We start from the raw sequence: 15,036 nt of genomic DNA on the forward strand, positions 1-15,036 counted from the left end.
TTATCATATTAACAGGAAGTATCGTTTCTATACCGAAACCCGGATCGTGAAGAATGAACCCTAAGAAGTGCTGTCAGGAGATTTACTTTCTGCTTTTTATCCTACTGATTTCCCATTTTGCCTCCGGCCAGACGGTCGTTGCCGATAGTACAGGCAATGTGATCGTGGGCGATGTTACGGTGGAAGGGAACCATCGTACCCGCACGGGCATTATCATGCGGGAAATGGCGATCCATCGGGGCGATACGCTTACGGCAGAATCACTCAAAGAAAAGCTCGAAATCGACCGCAGGAAGGTGGTTAATACCAATCTGTTTGTTACCGTGGAGTTGCTCACGAAGCCTAATCCCGACTCGGTGCACACCGATATCCTCATTGCGGTAAAGGAACGCTGGTACTTTATCATGCTCCCCGTCTTCCAGCTCGCCGATCGCAATTTCAATGAATGGTGGTACGAACGAAAGCGGGACCTTTCCCGCACTACTTACGGCGTATACCTCAGCTACGGTAATGTTACAGGCCGGGCCGATAAGCTTCGTTTCCTGGCCGAATTCGGCTTCATTCCAAAGTTCGAGCTGGCCTATACGTTACCGTACATCGATAAGGCTCAAAAAACGGGGATTACCGTCGGGACCTCCTATTCCATCAACAAAAACACCGCATTCAGGACCTGGCGGGACAAGCTGCAATACCTCAGCAGCGAGGAAATCAACCGCGAGCGATTCTTTACCTATGTGAGCCTGACACGCCGTAATAAATACTACACATTTCATTCCCTTGACCTCCGTTGGAGCTACCTGACGATCTCTGACACGGTAGCGGCTTTAAACCCCAATTACCTGCTGAATGGGGATAAACGGCAACGTTATTTCCAATTGACCTACACTTACAGTTACGACAAGCGCGACAATGCGCAATATGCCCTGCAGGGCCAAACCGCCGGATTGCAAATTTCCAAAACCGGGCTACTGGCTTCCGACGACGTCAATACGCTTTACTTGTATGGCTCCTACCGAAAATTCATCCCGCTTGGCAAGAAATGGTTTTTCAACACCAATTTGCGTGGGCGGATTTCATTTCCGAAACGCCAGCCTTATACACAAACTGTGGGTCTCGGTTACCGCAATGATCTCGTGCGCGGGTACGAGCTTTACGTGATCGACGGTCAGGATTACGCATTGATCAAAAACGAACTGAAATACAGGCTTTTCTCTATTCAAAAGCATTTTTCATTTATTCCCGTCCGCCAGTTCAATACCATTCCACTCGCAGCTTATATCAACACTTTTGCCGATGCCGGCTATGTCAAAAACAGCTATCCCGAGTTCAGCAATACGAGACTCGGCAATTCGACATTATATGGCGCCGGGGCCGGGCTCGATGTTGTGACGTTCTATAACATTGTCGCCCGATTCAATATCACACTGAACGGCTTGGGCGAGCGGAGGTTCTTTTTTAACCTTTCGAGAGAATTTTAACCAGATTTCCCCAAGCCGTAAATATGTATATATTGCATTTGACCGATATTCGAACTAGTTGCAAGGCACGATAATTTCTCAACTTATTTAAACCGAATGCCACAACCTCTACACTTATGAATACGCTGAAAAATGGAATCGCATTGCTCATGATGGCATTACTGGCATCAGCTTGCGACACTAAAACGAATGAAAAAAACGAAGCGGCAGCGGATTCCGTTGTCCTGCACGAACCTGTCCCCGCTGATCTGAATAGCGATCAATCGGCATTGTTGAAAACGATCCTTGGCCCGTCCGCGCAAAATCCTTCCGGTACGGTCCTGCGGGGTATTGCGTTCGGTGATCCGCTCACAAAGGTGAAAGCGACGGAAACATTCGAAATGTTTGAAGAAACGCCCGACCATCTGGGCTATACCTCGGAAACGGCACGGTTGGAGACGATCGATGTACAGTATTTTCTGACCCCGGAAAAAAAGGTGAACAAGATCACGATCGACGTTTACCTGAACAGTTCGGAGGCAACAAAACAGCTCTGGAACGCCAGCAAGCAGTATTTCAGCGAGACCTATTCTTCCCCCAAAGAGGAAACCAAAAAAATCACCTGGAACAACAAGACTGTCCGAGTGAATATGGAGGATGTTTCGGAGGGGAAAGATTATGGTTTGAAATTTCAATTCTTCCCGGCAGACAAAAACGTTCTGGCCGCCAAATAACACCTATGAAAACAAAAAGATCGATTCTACTCGGCGCGCTCTGCCTCATTGCCCTGAATGTTTGTGCACAGAAACCGTCTAAAAAAGACGAGGTAATCACCATCAATACCGACAAGGGCACGATGCGCTTCATCCTTTTTGATGAAACCCCGAAACACAAAGCCAATTTTATCAAACTTGCCAAGGATAAGTTCTATAACGGACTACTTTTCCATCGCGTTATCGACGATTTCATGATCCAGGGCGGCGATCCCGAATCACGTAATGCAAAGCCGGATGCAATGCTCGGCCGCGGTGATAACGGCTACAAGGTTCCGGCGGAATTCAATGGCAAATTATTCCACCAAAAAGGCGCCTTAGCGGCCGCACGCGACAATAATCCAGCGAAAGAATCCAGCGGATGCCAGTTTTATATTGTAGAAGGCCGGAAATGGAGCAAGGCCGATCTTGAAAAACAGTCGGCACGCGCGGCACGCAAATTGACCGATGCCCAGAAAAAAGTATATGAAACAGTTGGCGGCACCCCGCACCTCGACGGCGCGTATACCGTTTTCGGACAGCTGATCGACGGCATGGATGTGCTCGACAAGATTGCATCCGTGGATAAGGACGAGCGCGACCGTCCGGAGAAAGACATTTCGATGAAAGTGTCTGTCAAAAAGATGAAAAAGAAGAAGATTACCCGCAAATACGGCTGGAAATACGAAGCTTAAATTGGAAAAGAAGAAAATCCTGATCACCGGCTCCAACGGGTTGCTGGGGCAAAAATTAGTGGAACTGCTGGTTTCAAAAGCGCATATTGAAACCGTTGCTACGGCAATAGGCAAGAACCGGCTGCCGATCAGCGCGGGATACCGGTATATTGAAATGGATATTACCGATCCCGGAGCCGTCGATCAGGTGCTCGGAACCGAGCGCCCCGACGTGCTGATCCATACCGCCGCGATGACGAATGTGGACCAATGCGAAGCGGAGAAGGATGCCTGCTGGAAGCTGAATGTAACCGCGACCGAAACACTGGTCGCGGCCTGCGCGAAGTACAACATTTTCCTGGAACATGTTTCGACAGATTTCGTTTTCGACGGAACTTCCGGGCCTTACCGTGAGGAAGATGTCCCTAACCCGATCAGTTTTTATGGATGGAGTAAATATGCCGCCGAAAAGGCAGTCAAGTCTTCCGACATCGAATGGGCCATCGCCCGCACGGTGCTCGTATACGGGGTCGCGCACGATATGAGCCGGAGCAATATTATTCTCTGGGTCAAAAATTCATTGGAAGAAGGCAAGGCGATCAACGTCGTAACCGACCAGTTCCGCACGCCCACACTGGCCGAAGACCTGGCATCAGGCTGCTTCCTCATCGCCGACCAGGAAGCCAAGGGTATTTACCATATTTCCGGCAAGGATTTCCTGACGCCCTACCAAATGGCGCTCGCAACCGCAGACTACTTCGGACTGGATGCCTCGCTGATTTCGCCTACCGACGCATCAGCATTCACCCAACCCGCCCGCAGGCCTCCGCGCACGGGATTCAATCTTACGAAATCAAGGAATGTTTTGGGCTACGAGCCGCATTCGTTTCGGGAAGGGATTGCGTTGCTGGCTAAGCAAATAGGTTGAATAGCATTTCGCATTTCAGAAGTTTCCGATCTCACCCAAATTCAATACAAACCCGGGAAAAACCTGCTCCCCGGAAAGTTGAATGTCAAAGCCTGAATGCTCGATGATGGCACAGCCGGGTTCGTAAATGTAGACTTTCTTTCCATACCGGTCTATCAGCCAGGCGAGGCGGCAACCATTCGCCATATATTCCTGCATTTTGTTCTGTAAATAAATAATGCTATCCGTTTTTGAACGCACTTCAATCACAAAATCAGGACACAAAGGAGCGAATCTTTCGTGTTCGGATTCCGGCAGTGCATTCCACCTCTCACTATTAATCCAGGCGACGTCCGGCGAACGGGCAGCTCCATTTTGCCGCGAAGGCTGCGCGGCGACCAGCAGTCAATTTTCACAGGACATATTCATGAGGACCAACTGCCTGCCGCCGCTTCCCGCGGATTAAATTTAATTATACAATAACTCATAATACTCCCTGGCCATCCGGTCGGAACTGAACGGTTCGGAAACGTCATTCATACTATTCAAAGTCATCTCCCGCCATTTCTCAGGCGCATTATAGTAAGTCGGGATCACGGAACGCTCCAAAGTTTCCATCAGATTATCGCAATCTTGCTTATTAATATCCTCCCCTTTGGCAACCGGCAGAAGAAATGCATTGTGCCCGTCCTTTGCGAATTCGCAGATCCAGCCATCGTAGGTCGAAAGGTTCAATGCCGCATTCATAGCCGCCGTCATCCCGCTGGTACCCGATGCTTCGCGCGTCACGACCGGCGTATTGAGCCATATATCGGCCCCGTCTTTGAGCAGCTTGGATAATGCCAGCTCATAGCCTGTCAGTACGGCCATGTTAGGAAACAAGTGGCTCAGATAGAATAGATGGTTAAAGGTCCCAACTGCACCTTCATCTTTCGGATACGGCTTTCCAGCCCATATCACCTGCACCGGCTGCTCCTTATTGCCCATTATGCGTTTGAATCTTTCCAGGTCCCAAACCAGCATATCCGCCCGCTTGTAAGCCGCAAACCGCCTCGCCCAGACGATCGTGAGCACATCCGGGTCAAATAACTTCCCACTCTGGTCGGCGACTGTTTTGAACAAAACTTCTTTCAGTTCCTTCTTACGTGCGACAATCGCGCTGGTATCCTTTTCTTTCCTGGCCTTTTCCAAAATAGGGTCAACCCAGTAAGTATTGTTTTGCGCATTGGTAATGTGCTCGATCGGCGCGATTTTGGGATGCGTTTTCCACATTTTTCGTGAAACTTCCCCATGCAGTTTGGAAACGCCGTTCGCTTTATGGCTAAGGCTCAATGCAGCCAGCGAATGGTTGAATACTCCGTCGCGAATGCCGCTGATCTTACGCACCGTTTCCAGGTCCAGTCCTGAGAAAAAGCCCAGTTTATCCAGAAAATGAATATCGTGCTTTTCATTACCGGCTTCTTCGGGGGTATGCGTTGTAAAAACTACCTTTTTCCTTACCTCAGCCACATCCTGGTATTTTTTATACAGATGAAAAAGAGCGGATACCGCGTGTGCCTCATTCAAATGGTAAACTTCCGGATCGTATTGCAGCGCTTCGAGCAACCGCGCGCCACCGATACCGAGCACCATGCATTGCGCTACTTTGTAGGTAACGTCCGAGTCGTACAATGAATAACTGATCGCTCGCGTGGATTCGTCGTTGCCGTCGGTATCGGTAGTCAGAAGAAATAATGGTGCGGAACCGAATGTTTCAGGAGCCAGATAATAGGCTGCTACCCAAACGTTTTTACCCATAATGGGTATCTGAAAACGGATTTGGGTATCGGCGAGATACGAATATATTTTCTCCGTGAACTCCGGCTCCATACTGCCGTCCTTTTTCCGGCCCTGGTCGTAATAGCCGTATTTCCAGAGCATCCCAATGCCGATCAGATTCTGTTTCAGCGCGTATACGCTGCGCATATGCGAACCTGCGAGGAAGCCCAGACCGCCGGAGTAAATCTTTAATGCCTGGTCGACGGCGAATTCCATCGAAAAGTAGGCGACTGATTTTTTGTATTTGCTGTCCGCGACAAACGGATGTTGGTAGGGAAGAACGAAAGTTTCCTGTGACATCAGAAGCAATTTTGATAAAACAAATAACGTAAATAAAAAACCCGGCCAATCGAAAAGGGCCGGGCCGGGAAATTATCTGCAAATAGTTATCCGCCAAAGAGCCGCGCCCAGAATCCTTTTGTCTTGGTCTTCGTTTCAGCGACTTTTTCCGTTGCCTCTTCTTTCAATTCGGCTATTTCCTCAGCTGCTTTCGCTTTCAGTTCGGCGGCTTTGGCCTGCGCTTCCGCCAGTTTCTCGGCGGCTACTTCCTTCGCGTCTTCGAATGCTTCGGCGGCATCTTCTTTAATATGTTCGTACTTATCGGCTGCGACTACCTTAATGTCCTCAAACTTCTCCGCAGCAACTTCCTTGATGTCCTCAAACTTGTCTGTCGCAGCCTCTTTCAGGTCTTCGAATTTCTCTGCTGCTGCCTCCGTCAGACCGGCGAGTTTCGCAGCAAAGCCGGATTCTACCTCCTCGACCTTTTCCGCAACCTCCTCTTTCACCGCCTCAGCCTTCACAGCCGCCTCCTCCTTCACTTCTGCCACAGCTTCCTTAACCGCTTCCGCTTTTTCTTCGATCACCTCTTCCACTTCGGTGGTTTTGGTCTCGGCCTGCGCTTTCAGGTCATCGAGCGTCTCGTAAACTTCGGTTTTGATTCCATCAGCTGCATCCACTACCTCGTCCACTTTGTCCTCTGCCTTTATTTCCAATGCTTTGGCTTCCTCTTTCACCGCTTCGGCTGCCTCTTCCGCGATCTGGTCTTTGGCTTCGGTAGCAGTAGTTTTGAGTTCTTCAACTTTATTTTCCAGCGATTCTTTTTCGTCTTCTGGTGTAGGTTCGGTATTCTCGGCCATGGGAAATGAGGTTTTAAGGTAAAAAACAGTTGATACGATGAATGCGTAAGCTACAAAGGAGTTGCCAAGGTTGCAAGCAATCCGGGCAGCTTTCTGTCAGGTTAACCTTCTAACCATCAAATTTTTAACAAGCTCATAAAACGGCTCCGGCTGCAACGTACGCCAGTTATTGAGGTGCAGCGTACCACCGAAATTAATATAATAGTCGAGCCGGAATTTCGTCCATTGCTCCTCCACATGCTCGCGAAAATTGACGGCGACGATCCATCCGTCCTCCACGTCATCGAACCATTCCGCATAGTAATCATCCTCCGCGCCATGGAAGTCCAGGACATTTTCTCCCAGCAATATAAACTGGTTAATACCCTCATCGACAAGGGGATCGACCACCTGCCGTTTCAGGAACATGATATCATTATGCAGCGCATCGTTCCATTCCCCAAACATTTCAATAATCACAAAGCGCTTTTTATAATCGGCAAAAAGGATTTTCACATACAACGTCTCCGACCCGATATGGTCCCAAAGCGGGTGGATATAATAGCCGTAAATCGCATTCTCATAATAATCAAGATTATACGTGCGGCCATAGAACGGCGAACGCTCGTCGTGGCTGGCTACATAGTGTTTTTCCCAATTGTAATAGGGTTCTATTTCCTGCATGGCAACTTTTGGAATGGCATTGAAAACGAATATAAATGAAAAATAGAAAAGGATTAACCGATGCTACCAATCGTTTAAGGCATTATAATTATTGGACTCAGACAAATTATTATTTGGACTTAATATAAATAGTGTCGTAGCTTTGCCACGAACCACGCTCCCGCGCCGCATTGCAAATCCATCCGTTTATATTAATAGTATCCCAATGAATCCGAGGAATAAATTCCGAAAGTGCATGGCCGTCATGCTTTACATTATTGCTTTATTTTCCGCCAACCAATCCCACGCTCAGGCCAACGAAGGCCGCGGTGCATTGCGGGGCACCGTGAAAACTTCCGACGGCAAGGCGGCCGAATTTGTCAACATTACCATTAAAGGAACTGGAAAAGGAGCGCAAAGTGATGCAGACGGGCAATTTATCATCCGGAATATCCCTGCCGGCGAGCATAGGGTCGTAATCCAGTTGCTTGGTTATGAGCCTATCGAACGCCCGGCAGCCATCGGTTCTGATCAAACCGTCATATTCGAACCGGTATTCCTGAACGAGGACAGTAAGGCATTGCAGGAAGTCGTGATTAGCGGGGATATCAACAAGTTTTCCAAAAAAGAAAGCGATTACGTAGCCAAGCTCCCCGTGAGCAATATGGAGAACCCGCAGGTTTACAGTGCATTATCCAAAACACTTTTTACAGAACAGCTTATTACAGACTTCTCCAACATTGTTAAAAACGCGCCGGGGGTTTATAAAATCCAGGCCAATCGTGGTATTAACTCCGATGGAGCGACATTCTATGCATTGCGCGGTTTTCGCACGGAATTGTCCGTCGTGGATGGGTTGCCGGTACAAACGAACGGCGAGTTCGACCCGATCAATGTCGAAAAAGTGGAAGTGATCAAAGGGCCATCGGCTACACTGTTCGGCAGTTCGGTTACTTCGTTTGGCGGGCTAATGAATATCGTGACTAAAAAACCGGTTGAAATAGCGGGCGGTGAAATTGGTTACACAACCGGCAGTTTCGGCTTGAACCGTCTGACCGCCGACATTTATTCTCCTATTAATGCTTCCAAAAATCTTTTGCTGAGGGTTAATGCAGCCTATCAATATCAGGGCAGCTTCCAGGATGCGGGTTTCCGGAGAAGTCTCGTGATTGCACCATCACTGGAATACCGTGTGAATGAAAAGATGACCATCCTTTTCAACGCGGGCATTTACCAGAGCGAGATGACGAGCCCGTCGGCCGTTTTCCTCAACCGTACCCGCCAGTTTGCAGCACACACGCCTCAGGAACTGGGTTTTGATTGGAACAAGTCCTACACCAGCAACGACCTGACGATGAAAACGCCGACCATCAATGTGTATGGTCAGTTGAAATACAAACTTTCGCAAAGCTGGACGTCGCAAACCGCATTTTCGAGCAATACACGTAGATCAGAAGGTTTTTACCAATATCAGTTCATTCGAGGCGCCGTGGCCGATACCTTGCTCGAACGCAATATTTCTTTACAAAACACGACCAACAATGCGATCGACATCCAGCAGAATTTTATTGGCGATTTCAAAATCGGCACGTTACGCAACCGCATCGTAGTCGGCCTCGACTACCTGAACCGCACGGCGCACAACAACAACTCGCCTTACATCGTGTTCGACAATGTAAGCGGGATTCACAATGACCCGAATTACCTCAAAATCAACCGCACGTCCGTGGAGGCGCGACTGGCCATGAACAACGACGCGCCTTTACGTAACTATAACTCGGGTAATGTGTACAGCGCCTATTTCTCCGACGTCCTCAATGTTACCGACCGCCTGCTCGCGATGATCAGCCTGCGCATCGACCGTTTTGAAAACAAAGGCACATTAAACCACGCGACCCGCACCTACGTCGCTAATACACAGTTCAAGCAAACGGCCGTTTCGCCCAAACTGGGCCTTGTCTATCAGTTGATCAAAGACCGGCTTTCTGTTTTTGGAAACTATATGAACGGCTTCTTCAATGTTGCCCCTGTAACCCAGCCGCTACCTGATATTTCCGGGGTGTTTAAGCCACAGCAGGCCAATCAGCTCGAAGGCGGTATTAAACTGGAAAGCTATCAGGGTAAGCTGAATATGACCATCAGCTATTATGACATTAAAGTAGACAACACCACGCGCACCGACGTGCTCGTACGCGATGGCAAGAATTACAACGTCACCGTGCAGAACGGCACGCAATACAGCCGTGGAATTGAGGTAGAAATTATTGCTAACCCGATAACGGGGCTAAACCTCGTGGCGGGTTATAGCCATAATGATAGCAAACTGACCAAATCTACCGTCGCGCTGGAAGGTCGCCGCCCCGCTAATGCCGGCCCGGCGGATCTGGCGAATGCGTGGATCAGCTACAATCTGCCTTTCGGAAAGCTCAAAGGAATCGGGGCCGGTATTGGCGGCAACTACATCAGCGAACATTTGACTTCGAATTCGGCGGTGACGGGTATTTTCACGATTCCTTCCTACACGGTTCTGAATGCGACGGTATTCTATAACACCAAAGCATGGCGGCTGGGGCTGAAACTCGACAATATGCTGGATAAGAAATATTTTGCCGGACAGGGTGTGCTCACGCCCCAGATGCCGAGGAATTTCTCGGCGAACCTGGCGATCAAGTTTTAGCTAGCTGGTGGATTAAAAATCAAAACGGGCCGCCTCATTTGAAGCAGCCCGTTTTTGATTTCAATATCCTCTAAAATTTACAATTCACGAATCCAGATATTGCGGAAGCTCGTCGTATTGTTGTGGTCCTGCAATTTGATAGGGCCTTTTCCGTGCGGCTCGATTGTCGGCTGGCCGATGTAAGGAGTCGTTCCCTGGATCGCGGTATGGTTTTGAACCAATACACCATTGTGGATCACGGTAATGTAAGGCGGGATACTCATCTGGCCATCTTTGTTGAAATGCGGCTGTGTGTAAATCACGTCGTAAGTCTGCCATTCGCCCGGGCCTACGGCCGCGTTTACGAGGGGCATTGTTTGCTTGTAGATAGAACCGGCCTGACCGTTCGAGTAAGTCGGGTTGTTGTAGCTGTCGAGTACCTGCAATTCGTAAACGCCCTGCATGAAAATACCGCTGTTACCGCGGCCTTGTCCATTTCCGTCTACTTTCGCGGGGGTTCTCCATTCGATGTGCAGCTGATAGTCGCCGAACGTCTGTTTGGTTTGGATGTCGCCTGATTTCGGGGCAACGGTCATTGCGCCGTCGCCAACTGTCCAGGGAGCAGCCGCTTTGCCGTCTTTACCGGAAACCCACTGATCGAGGTTTTTACCGTCGAACAGAATAATAGCATCCGAAGGGGCTGTGAAGCCTGAAACGGCCGGAGAACCTTTACCTGGCGTTACAACACGGGGAACCGGGTTCCACAATTCGCTGGATTCAGGAGTTTGCTTCGCAGGTTGCAATTGCGCGTGTGCGGCGAAGGCTGCGGCCATGCTGAACGCGGTAAGCATCAATTTTCTCATTTGAAAAGTAACAGTTTTAGTCTAATAACTTTTTGAAATAGTATCAAAACACAACATTAAGTAAAAAGCACTAACAAAAAGGATTCTCATCTATATAAATGTAATTTTCCCGATTCTTATCACGTAATTTGCAGGGCTAAAGGCACTCCTGGCCTGATTGCTAATCTAAAACCGACTAAGCTTACTGCAAGTATGTTTAAAACCAACCGTTCACTTTTTCAATTAATCGCCTCTGGGGTAGCGGCTTTTGCCATGCACACCGCCTACGCCCAGCAGCCTATTCCCCTCAACGACCTCAGTGCTTTTACGACCAAATCCAGTGACTGGAAAATCGTCGGTAATGCATCGGCCGACCTCTCCAAAGAAAACGCGCTGATTACCAGCCCGGGTAAAGGAGTACTGGCTTGCCTCCATGAAAAAGGCAAGTATGGCAGCGACTATGAACTGATTTCCAACTTCAAACACGGCGATCTCGACCTTGAACTGGATTTCATGATGAGCAAAGGTTCCAACTCAGGAATCTATCTGCAAGGCAACTACGAAGTACAGCTTTTCGACAGCTGGGGTAAAAAAGGCGCCAAATACAACGACTGTGGTGGTATTTACGAGCGCTGGAACGATTCCAAGCCCGAAGGTGAAAAAGGTTACGAAGGATACGCACCGCGTTTCAATGTGGCGAAAGCGCCGGGATTGTGGCAGCATATCAAAATCTCCTACCAGGCACCGCGTTTCGACGCAAATGGCAAGAAAATCGCGAATGCGGTATTCCTTTCTATCGTCTTAAATGGTGTGACTATCCACGAAAACGTGGAAGTTAGCGGGCCTACCCGCGGTTCACTGACGGCTGAGGACGTGCCAATGGGTCCGATCCGCATCCAGGGCGACCACGGTTCTTTGGCAATCCGCAATATTGTGGTTAATAATTTTGACAAGAAACCTGCGACCCTTTCCGAGCTGACCTACAAAACCTATTACGGCGGTCTGTCCGAAACCGAGGACCTTTCAAAACTTACTCCTGCGGAAACCGGCAAGTCGGAATCGCTGAACTGGGAGATTTTGAAAGAGAACAACAATTACTCTTACGTTTACAATGGCCGTTTCAACGCAGCTACCGAAGGCGAATACGCTTTCCGCTTGCAGGCTTCGGGTAATTCCTACCTGAAAATCGACGGTAAAGATGTGATCAAACCCGAGTGGAAATCGAACAACGAATTCCGTGTAGGCAAAGTAAACCTGAAAGCCGGCGACCATACGATCGAAGTTTTCAACAACAAAAGAGATGGCTGGATGCGCCCGGTATTGGGCCTTTGGACCAGCGGTCCTGGCTTCCGCGAGGTGGCTTACCATGCAAAAAGCTCGGCCATGGGTGGCGGTTCTACCGATCCGATCCTGATCCAGGCACCTACCAACACGATTACCCGCTCTTTCATGGATTTCCGCAAGGACGAAAAAGCGAAAAGAATACGCGTTGTACACGCGGCGTCTGTGGGTAGCCCTGCGAGCCTGCATTATACGTACGACCTCGACAAAGGCGCAATCCTGCAAGTTTGGCGTGGCGAATTCCTGGATGCAACCCCAATGTGGCACGACCGCGGCGATGGCTCCTCACGCCCGCGAGGCAGCGTGACGTTGCTCGGCGACGATATGTTCTTGGGTAGATCAGGTAAATCTAAGTGGGAAGCGGACACAACCGGCAGCGGTTACCGTCCGAAAGGTTATGTATTGGATGATTCCGACGTGCCTACCTTCCAATATCAGGCATTCGGCTCGGCGATCACCGACTACGTGTCCGTCGTGAATAACCAGTATTTCGAGCGCATTGTAAAGGTGAATAACCCTGCAAAAGACCTCGTGGCACGCCTAGCTGACGGTTCTTCCATTGAAAAAATCTCGGAAGGACTTTACGCAGTAGACGATAAATCGTACTACATCCAGCTGGCCGACAAAAAACTTAAACCAGAAATCAGAGGCGCAAAAGGCGAACAGGAACTCATCGTGCCTGTTACCAACGGCGAAGTGAAGTACTCCATCCTGTTCTGATTTTAACCTATTATTCCTGATTTGACAATGAAAAAACTTGCTCATATAGCATTCGCTCTTTTGGCTTCCCTCTCTACGCTGAAAGCGCAGGAGTCTCCGAAAGAAGAAGATTTTTACAAGATCGTCACCCCGCCGATTCCGGAGGGTATTATTCTCGAAGTGGGTGGCTTAACGACCCTGCCAAACGGTTCACTGGCGATTTCAACCCGTCGTGGTGAAGTTTGGATCGTGGATAACCCTACCAGCCGCACGCCATATTTCCGCAAGTTCGCGACCGGCTTGCACGAAATCCTGGGTTTGGCATACAAAGAAGGTGCATTGTACTGCGCACAGCGTGGTGAGTTGACCAAATTGGTCGATAAAAATGGCGACGGCAAGGCTGATGTTTACGAAACTGTTTACGCGTGGCCGCTTTCAGGTCACTACCACGAATATTCGTTCGGTCCTAAACTCGCTCCGGATGGCAGCTTTTTCGTGAGTGGCAACGTAGCATTCGGTGACGAAGAATGGTGGAGAGGCGAAAGCCGTGTTCCCGGGCGTGGCTGGATATTCCACATCACCAATGACGGCAAATTCGAACCATACGCAACCGGCGTGCGCTCCCCTGCGGGTATCAGCATGCTGAACGGCGAGCTATTCTACACCGACAACCAGGGCGACTGGATGGGTACCGGTGCTATTTTCCAGGTTAAAAAAGGCGGCTTCATGGGTCACCCGGCAGGTTTGAAATGGGCTGGATTGCCTAACTCGCCTGTAAAACTGACTGAAAAGCAATTCTTCGCGGAGCGCGATAACCGCCAGCACCGCAATGCACAGGACCGCGCTATCAAGCCTGAAAACACAATGGGTGAAGAGCCACAGTTCTTGTACCAGTTGAAACAGAAATATGACATGGTGCAGCTTCCGGCTGTATGGTTGCCTTATGGTGTACACGGTGTTTCTACCGCGGAACTGATTTTGGATGATACCAAAGGAAACTTCGGCCCATTCACAGGCCAGGTGTTTGTGGGTGACCAGGGACAAAGCAATATCATGCGTATCGTGATGGAAAAAGTAAAAGGGGAATACCAAGGCGCCAGCATCGGTTTCCGCAGCGGATTCCAGTCGGGTGTATTGCGTATGGCATTCGATAAGGATGGATCGATGTTCGTAGGGGAAACCAACCGTGGTTGGGGGTCTGCCGGTGATGCCAACCAAGGCTTGCAACGTCTCGTTTGGAACGGCAAAATGCCATTCGAAATGTACACTGTAAAAGCACAGCCAGACGGTTTTGAAATCGAATTCACGATGCCTGTTGACCGCAAGTCGGCGGAGGATCTGGATTCTTACAAAGTGAGCAGCTACCTCTACAAGCATTACCCTGTTTACGGTAGCCCGCAGATCAACCTGGAAGATGTGAAAATCGCAGGTGTGAAAGTTTCCGACGACAACAAGAAGGTGCGTATCGTACTCGACGGAATGAAACAGTATTACGTTCACAAGATCTCTCTGGAAGGCGTTCGTTCGGCTACCAACAGCTGGTCACTGGTTCACCCCGATGCATACTATACGCTGAACAATATCCCTGACGGCGACAAGCTGAAAGTTTCTGATCTGAAAACTACCCGTTCGGGCAAAGCACAGGCATCGGTTTCGGCCGAGCCTGCGAAAGAGCACGTATCACCGGATGGAAAAGGCAAAGCAACTCCCGCGAAAGCCGGAGCAGCGGCCAAAACCCCAACCTGGGAAGAAGTGAAACCATTGTTGGCGAAAAACACCTGCCTTGCCTGCCACGCACCCGACAAGAAAGTAGTGGGTCCTTCTTACGCTGACGTTGCAAAACGCAAATACAGCAATGAGAAAATCGTGGAACTGATTTACGCACCGAAGCCTGAAAACTGGCCTGACTACGCGACGCCAATGGCGCCAATGCCTCAGGTTCCCAAGGCAGAAGCTGCTAAAATCGCAGCTTGGATCAATTCGCTTGCGAAATAATTGCATTCAAACCGGGCCTGGCCCGGGTAATCTATAAAAAAGGCTGCTTCCGCATCGGAGGCAGCCTTTTTAGTTGAGGATCAGCTCATTTAGAATACATTTTAAAACATTATCTTC

The 15,036-nt window shown here is 49.4% G+C and carries 12 protein-coding genes; 7 read left to right on the forward strand and 5 right to left on the reverse strand.

The annotated features are described in order from the left end of the window. Positions 1-53: 53 nt before the first annotated feature. The 4 genes from IEY24_RS24505 to IEY24_RS24520 all read left to right on the forward strand — a co-directional run bounded on the left by IEY24_RS24505 (position 54) and on the right by IEY24_RS24520 (position 3,811). The gene (locus IEY24_RS24505) at positions 54-1,478 is read left to right on the forward strand and encodes a BamA/TamA family outer membrane protein (protein WP_188937122.1); all 1,425 of its coding nucleotides are present in this window, start codon (positions 54-56) and stop codon (positions 1,476-1,478) included. 116 nt (positions 1,479-1,594) lie between these two features. Further along, positions 1,595-2,191, forward strand: coding sequence for a hypothetical protein (locus tag IEY24_RS24510; protein ID WP_188937124.1), 597 nt, complete (start codon positions 1,595-1,597; stop codon positions 2,189-2,191). A 5-nt stretch (positions 2,192-2,196) separates the two neighbouring features. Next, positions 2,197-2,904: a peptidylprolyl isomerase gene (locus IEY24_RS24515; protein ID WP_188937126.1), complete on the forward strand. Its 708-nt coding sequence runs from the start codon at positions 2,197-2,199 to the stop codon at positions 2,902-2,904. A 1-nt stretch (position 2,905) separates the two neighbouring features. Then, the gene (locus IEY24_RS24520) at positions 2,906-3,811 is read left to right on the forward strand and encodes an SDR family oxidoreductase (protein WP_188937128.1); all 906 of its coding nucleotides are present in this window, start codon (positions 2,906-2,908) and stop codon (positions 3,809-3,811) included. Positions 3,812-3,826: 15 nt separating this feature from the next. Here the strand turns inward: IEY24_RS24520 and IEY24_RS24525 are convergent, their stop codons facing one another. From IEY24_RS24525 to IEY24_RS24540, 4 genes are all read right to left on the reverse strand, one after another. Continuing rightward, on the reverse strand, positions 3,827-4,195 hold the full coding sequence (locus IEY24_RS24525) for a Uma2 family endonuclease (protein ID WP_188937397.1): 369 nt from the start codon (positions 4,193-4,195) through the stop codon (positions 3,827-3,829). Positions 4,196-4,258: 63 nt separating this feature from the next. Then, on the reverse strand, positions 4,259-5,908 hold the full coding sequence (glgP, locus tag IEY24_RS24530) for an alpha-glucan family phosphorylase (RefSeq protein WP_188937130.1): 1,650 nt from the start codon (positions 5,906-5,908) through the stop codon (positions 4,259-4,261). Positions 5,909-5,994: 86 nt separating this feature from the next. Continuing rightward, positions 5,995-6,744, reverse strand: a complete 750-nt coding sequence (locus IEY24_RS24535) for a hypothetical protein (protein ID WP_188937132.1) — start codon at positions 6,742-6,744, stop codon at positions 5,995-5,997. A 96-nt stretch (positions 6,745-6,840) separates the two neighbouring features. Further along, entirely contained in the window at positions 6,841-7,407 is a 567-nt protein-coding gene (locus IEY24_RS24540) for a hypothetical protein (RefSeq protein WP_188937135.1), read from the reverse strand. A 235-nt stretch (positions 7,408-7,642) separates the two neighbouring features. Here IEY24_RS24540 and IEY24_RS24545 point away from each other — a divergent pair, with 235 nt between their 5' ends. Beyond that, complete coding sequence (locus tag IEY24_RS24545; RefSeq protein ID WP_188937138.1) at positions 7,643-10,063, forward strand: TonB-dependent receptor; 2,421 nt, start codon at positions 7,643-7,645, stop codon at positions 10,061-10,063. A gap of 77 nt (positions 10,064-10,140) precedes the next feature. Here IEY24_RS24545 and IEY24_RS24550 read toward each other — a convergent pair whose 3' ends face one another. Then, positions 10,141-10,905 (reverse strand): 3-keto-disaccharide hydrolase, encoded by a 765-nt coding sequence (locus IEY24_RS24550; RefSeq protein ID WP_188937140.1) that lies wholly within the window; start codon positions 10,903-10,905, stop codon positions 10,141-10,143. Positions 10,906-11,097: 192 nt separating this feature from the next. Between IEY24_RS24550 and IEY24_RS24555 the strand changes: the two genes are divergently transcribed. Both IEY24_RS24555 and IEY24_RS24560 read left to right on the forward strand, forming a co-directional pair. Next, on the forward strand, positions 11,098-12,945 hold the full coding sequence (locus tag IEY24_RS24555; RefSeq protein WP_229222981.1) for a 3-keto-alpha-glucoside-1,2-lyase-like domain-containing protein: 1,848 nt from the start codon (positions 11,098-11,100) through the stop codon (positions 12,943-12,945). Between the two features lie 27 nt (positions 12,946-12,972). Next, positions 12,973-14,919 carry a c-type cytochrome gene (locus IEY24_RS24560; protein WP_188937141.1) on the forward strand — a complete coding sequence of 649 codons (1,947 nt, stop codon included), beginning with the start codon at positions 12,973-12,975 and terminating at the stop codon, positions 14,917-14,919. Positions 14,920-15,036 lie beyond the last annotated feature (117 nt).

The organism is Dyadobacter endophyticus (genome assembly GCF_014641595.1).
In the GTDB taxonomy this organism is placed as follows: domain Bacteria; phylum Bacteroidota; class Bacteroidia; order Cytophagales; family Spirosomataceae; genus Dyadobacter; species Dyadobacter endophyticus.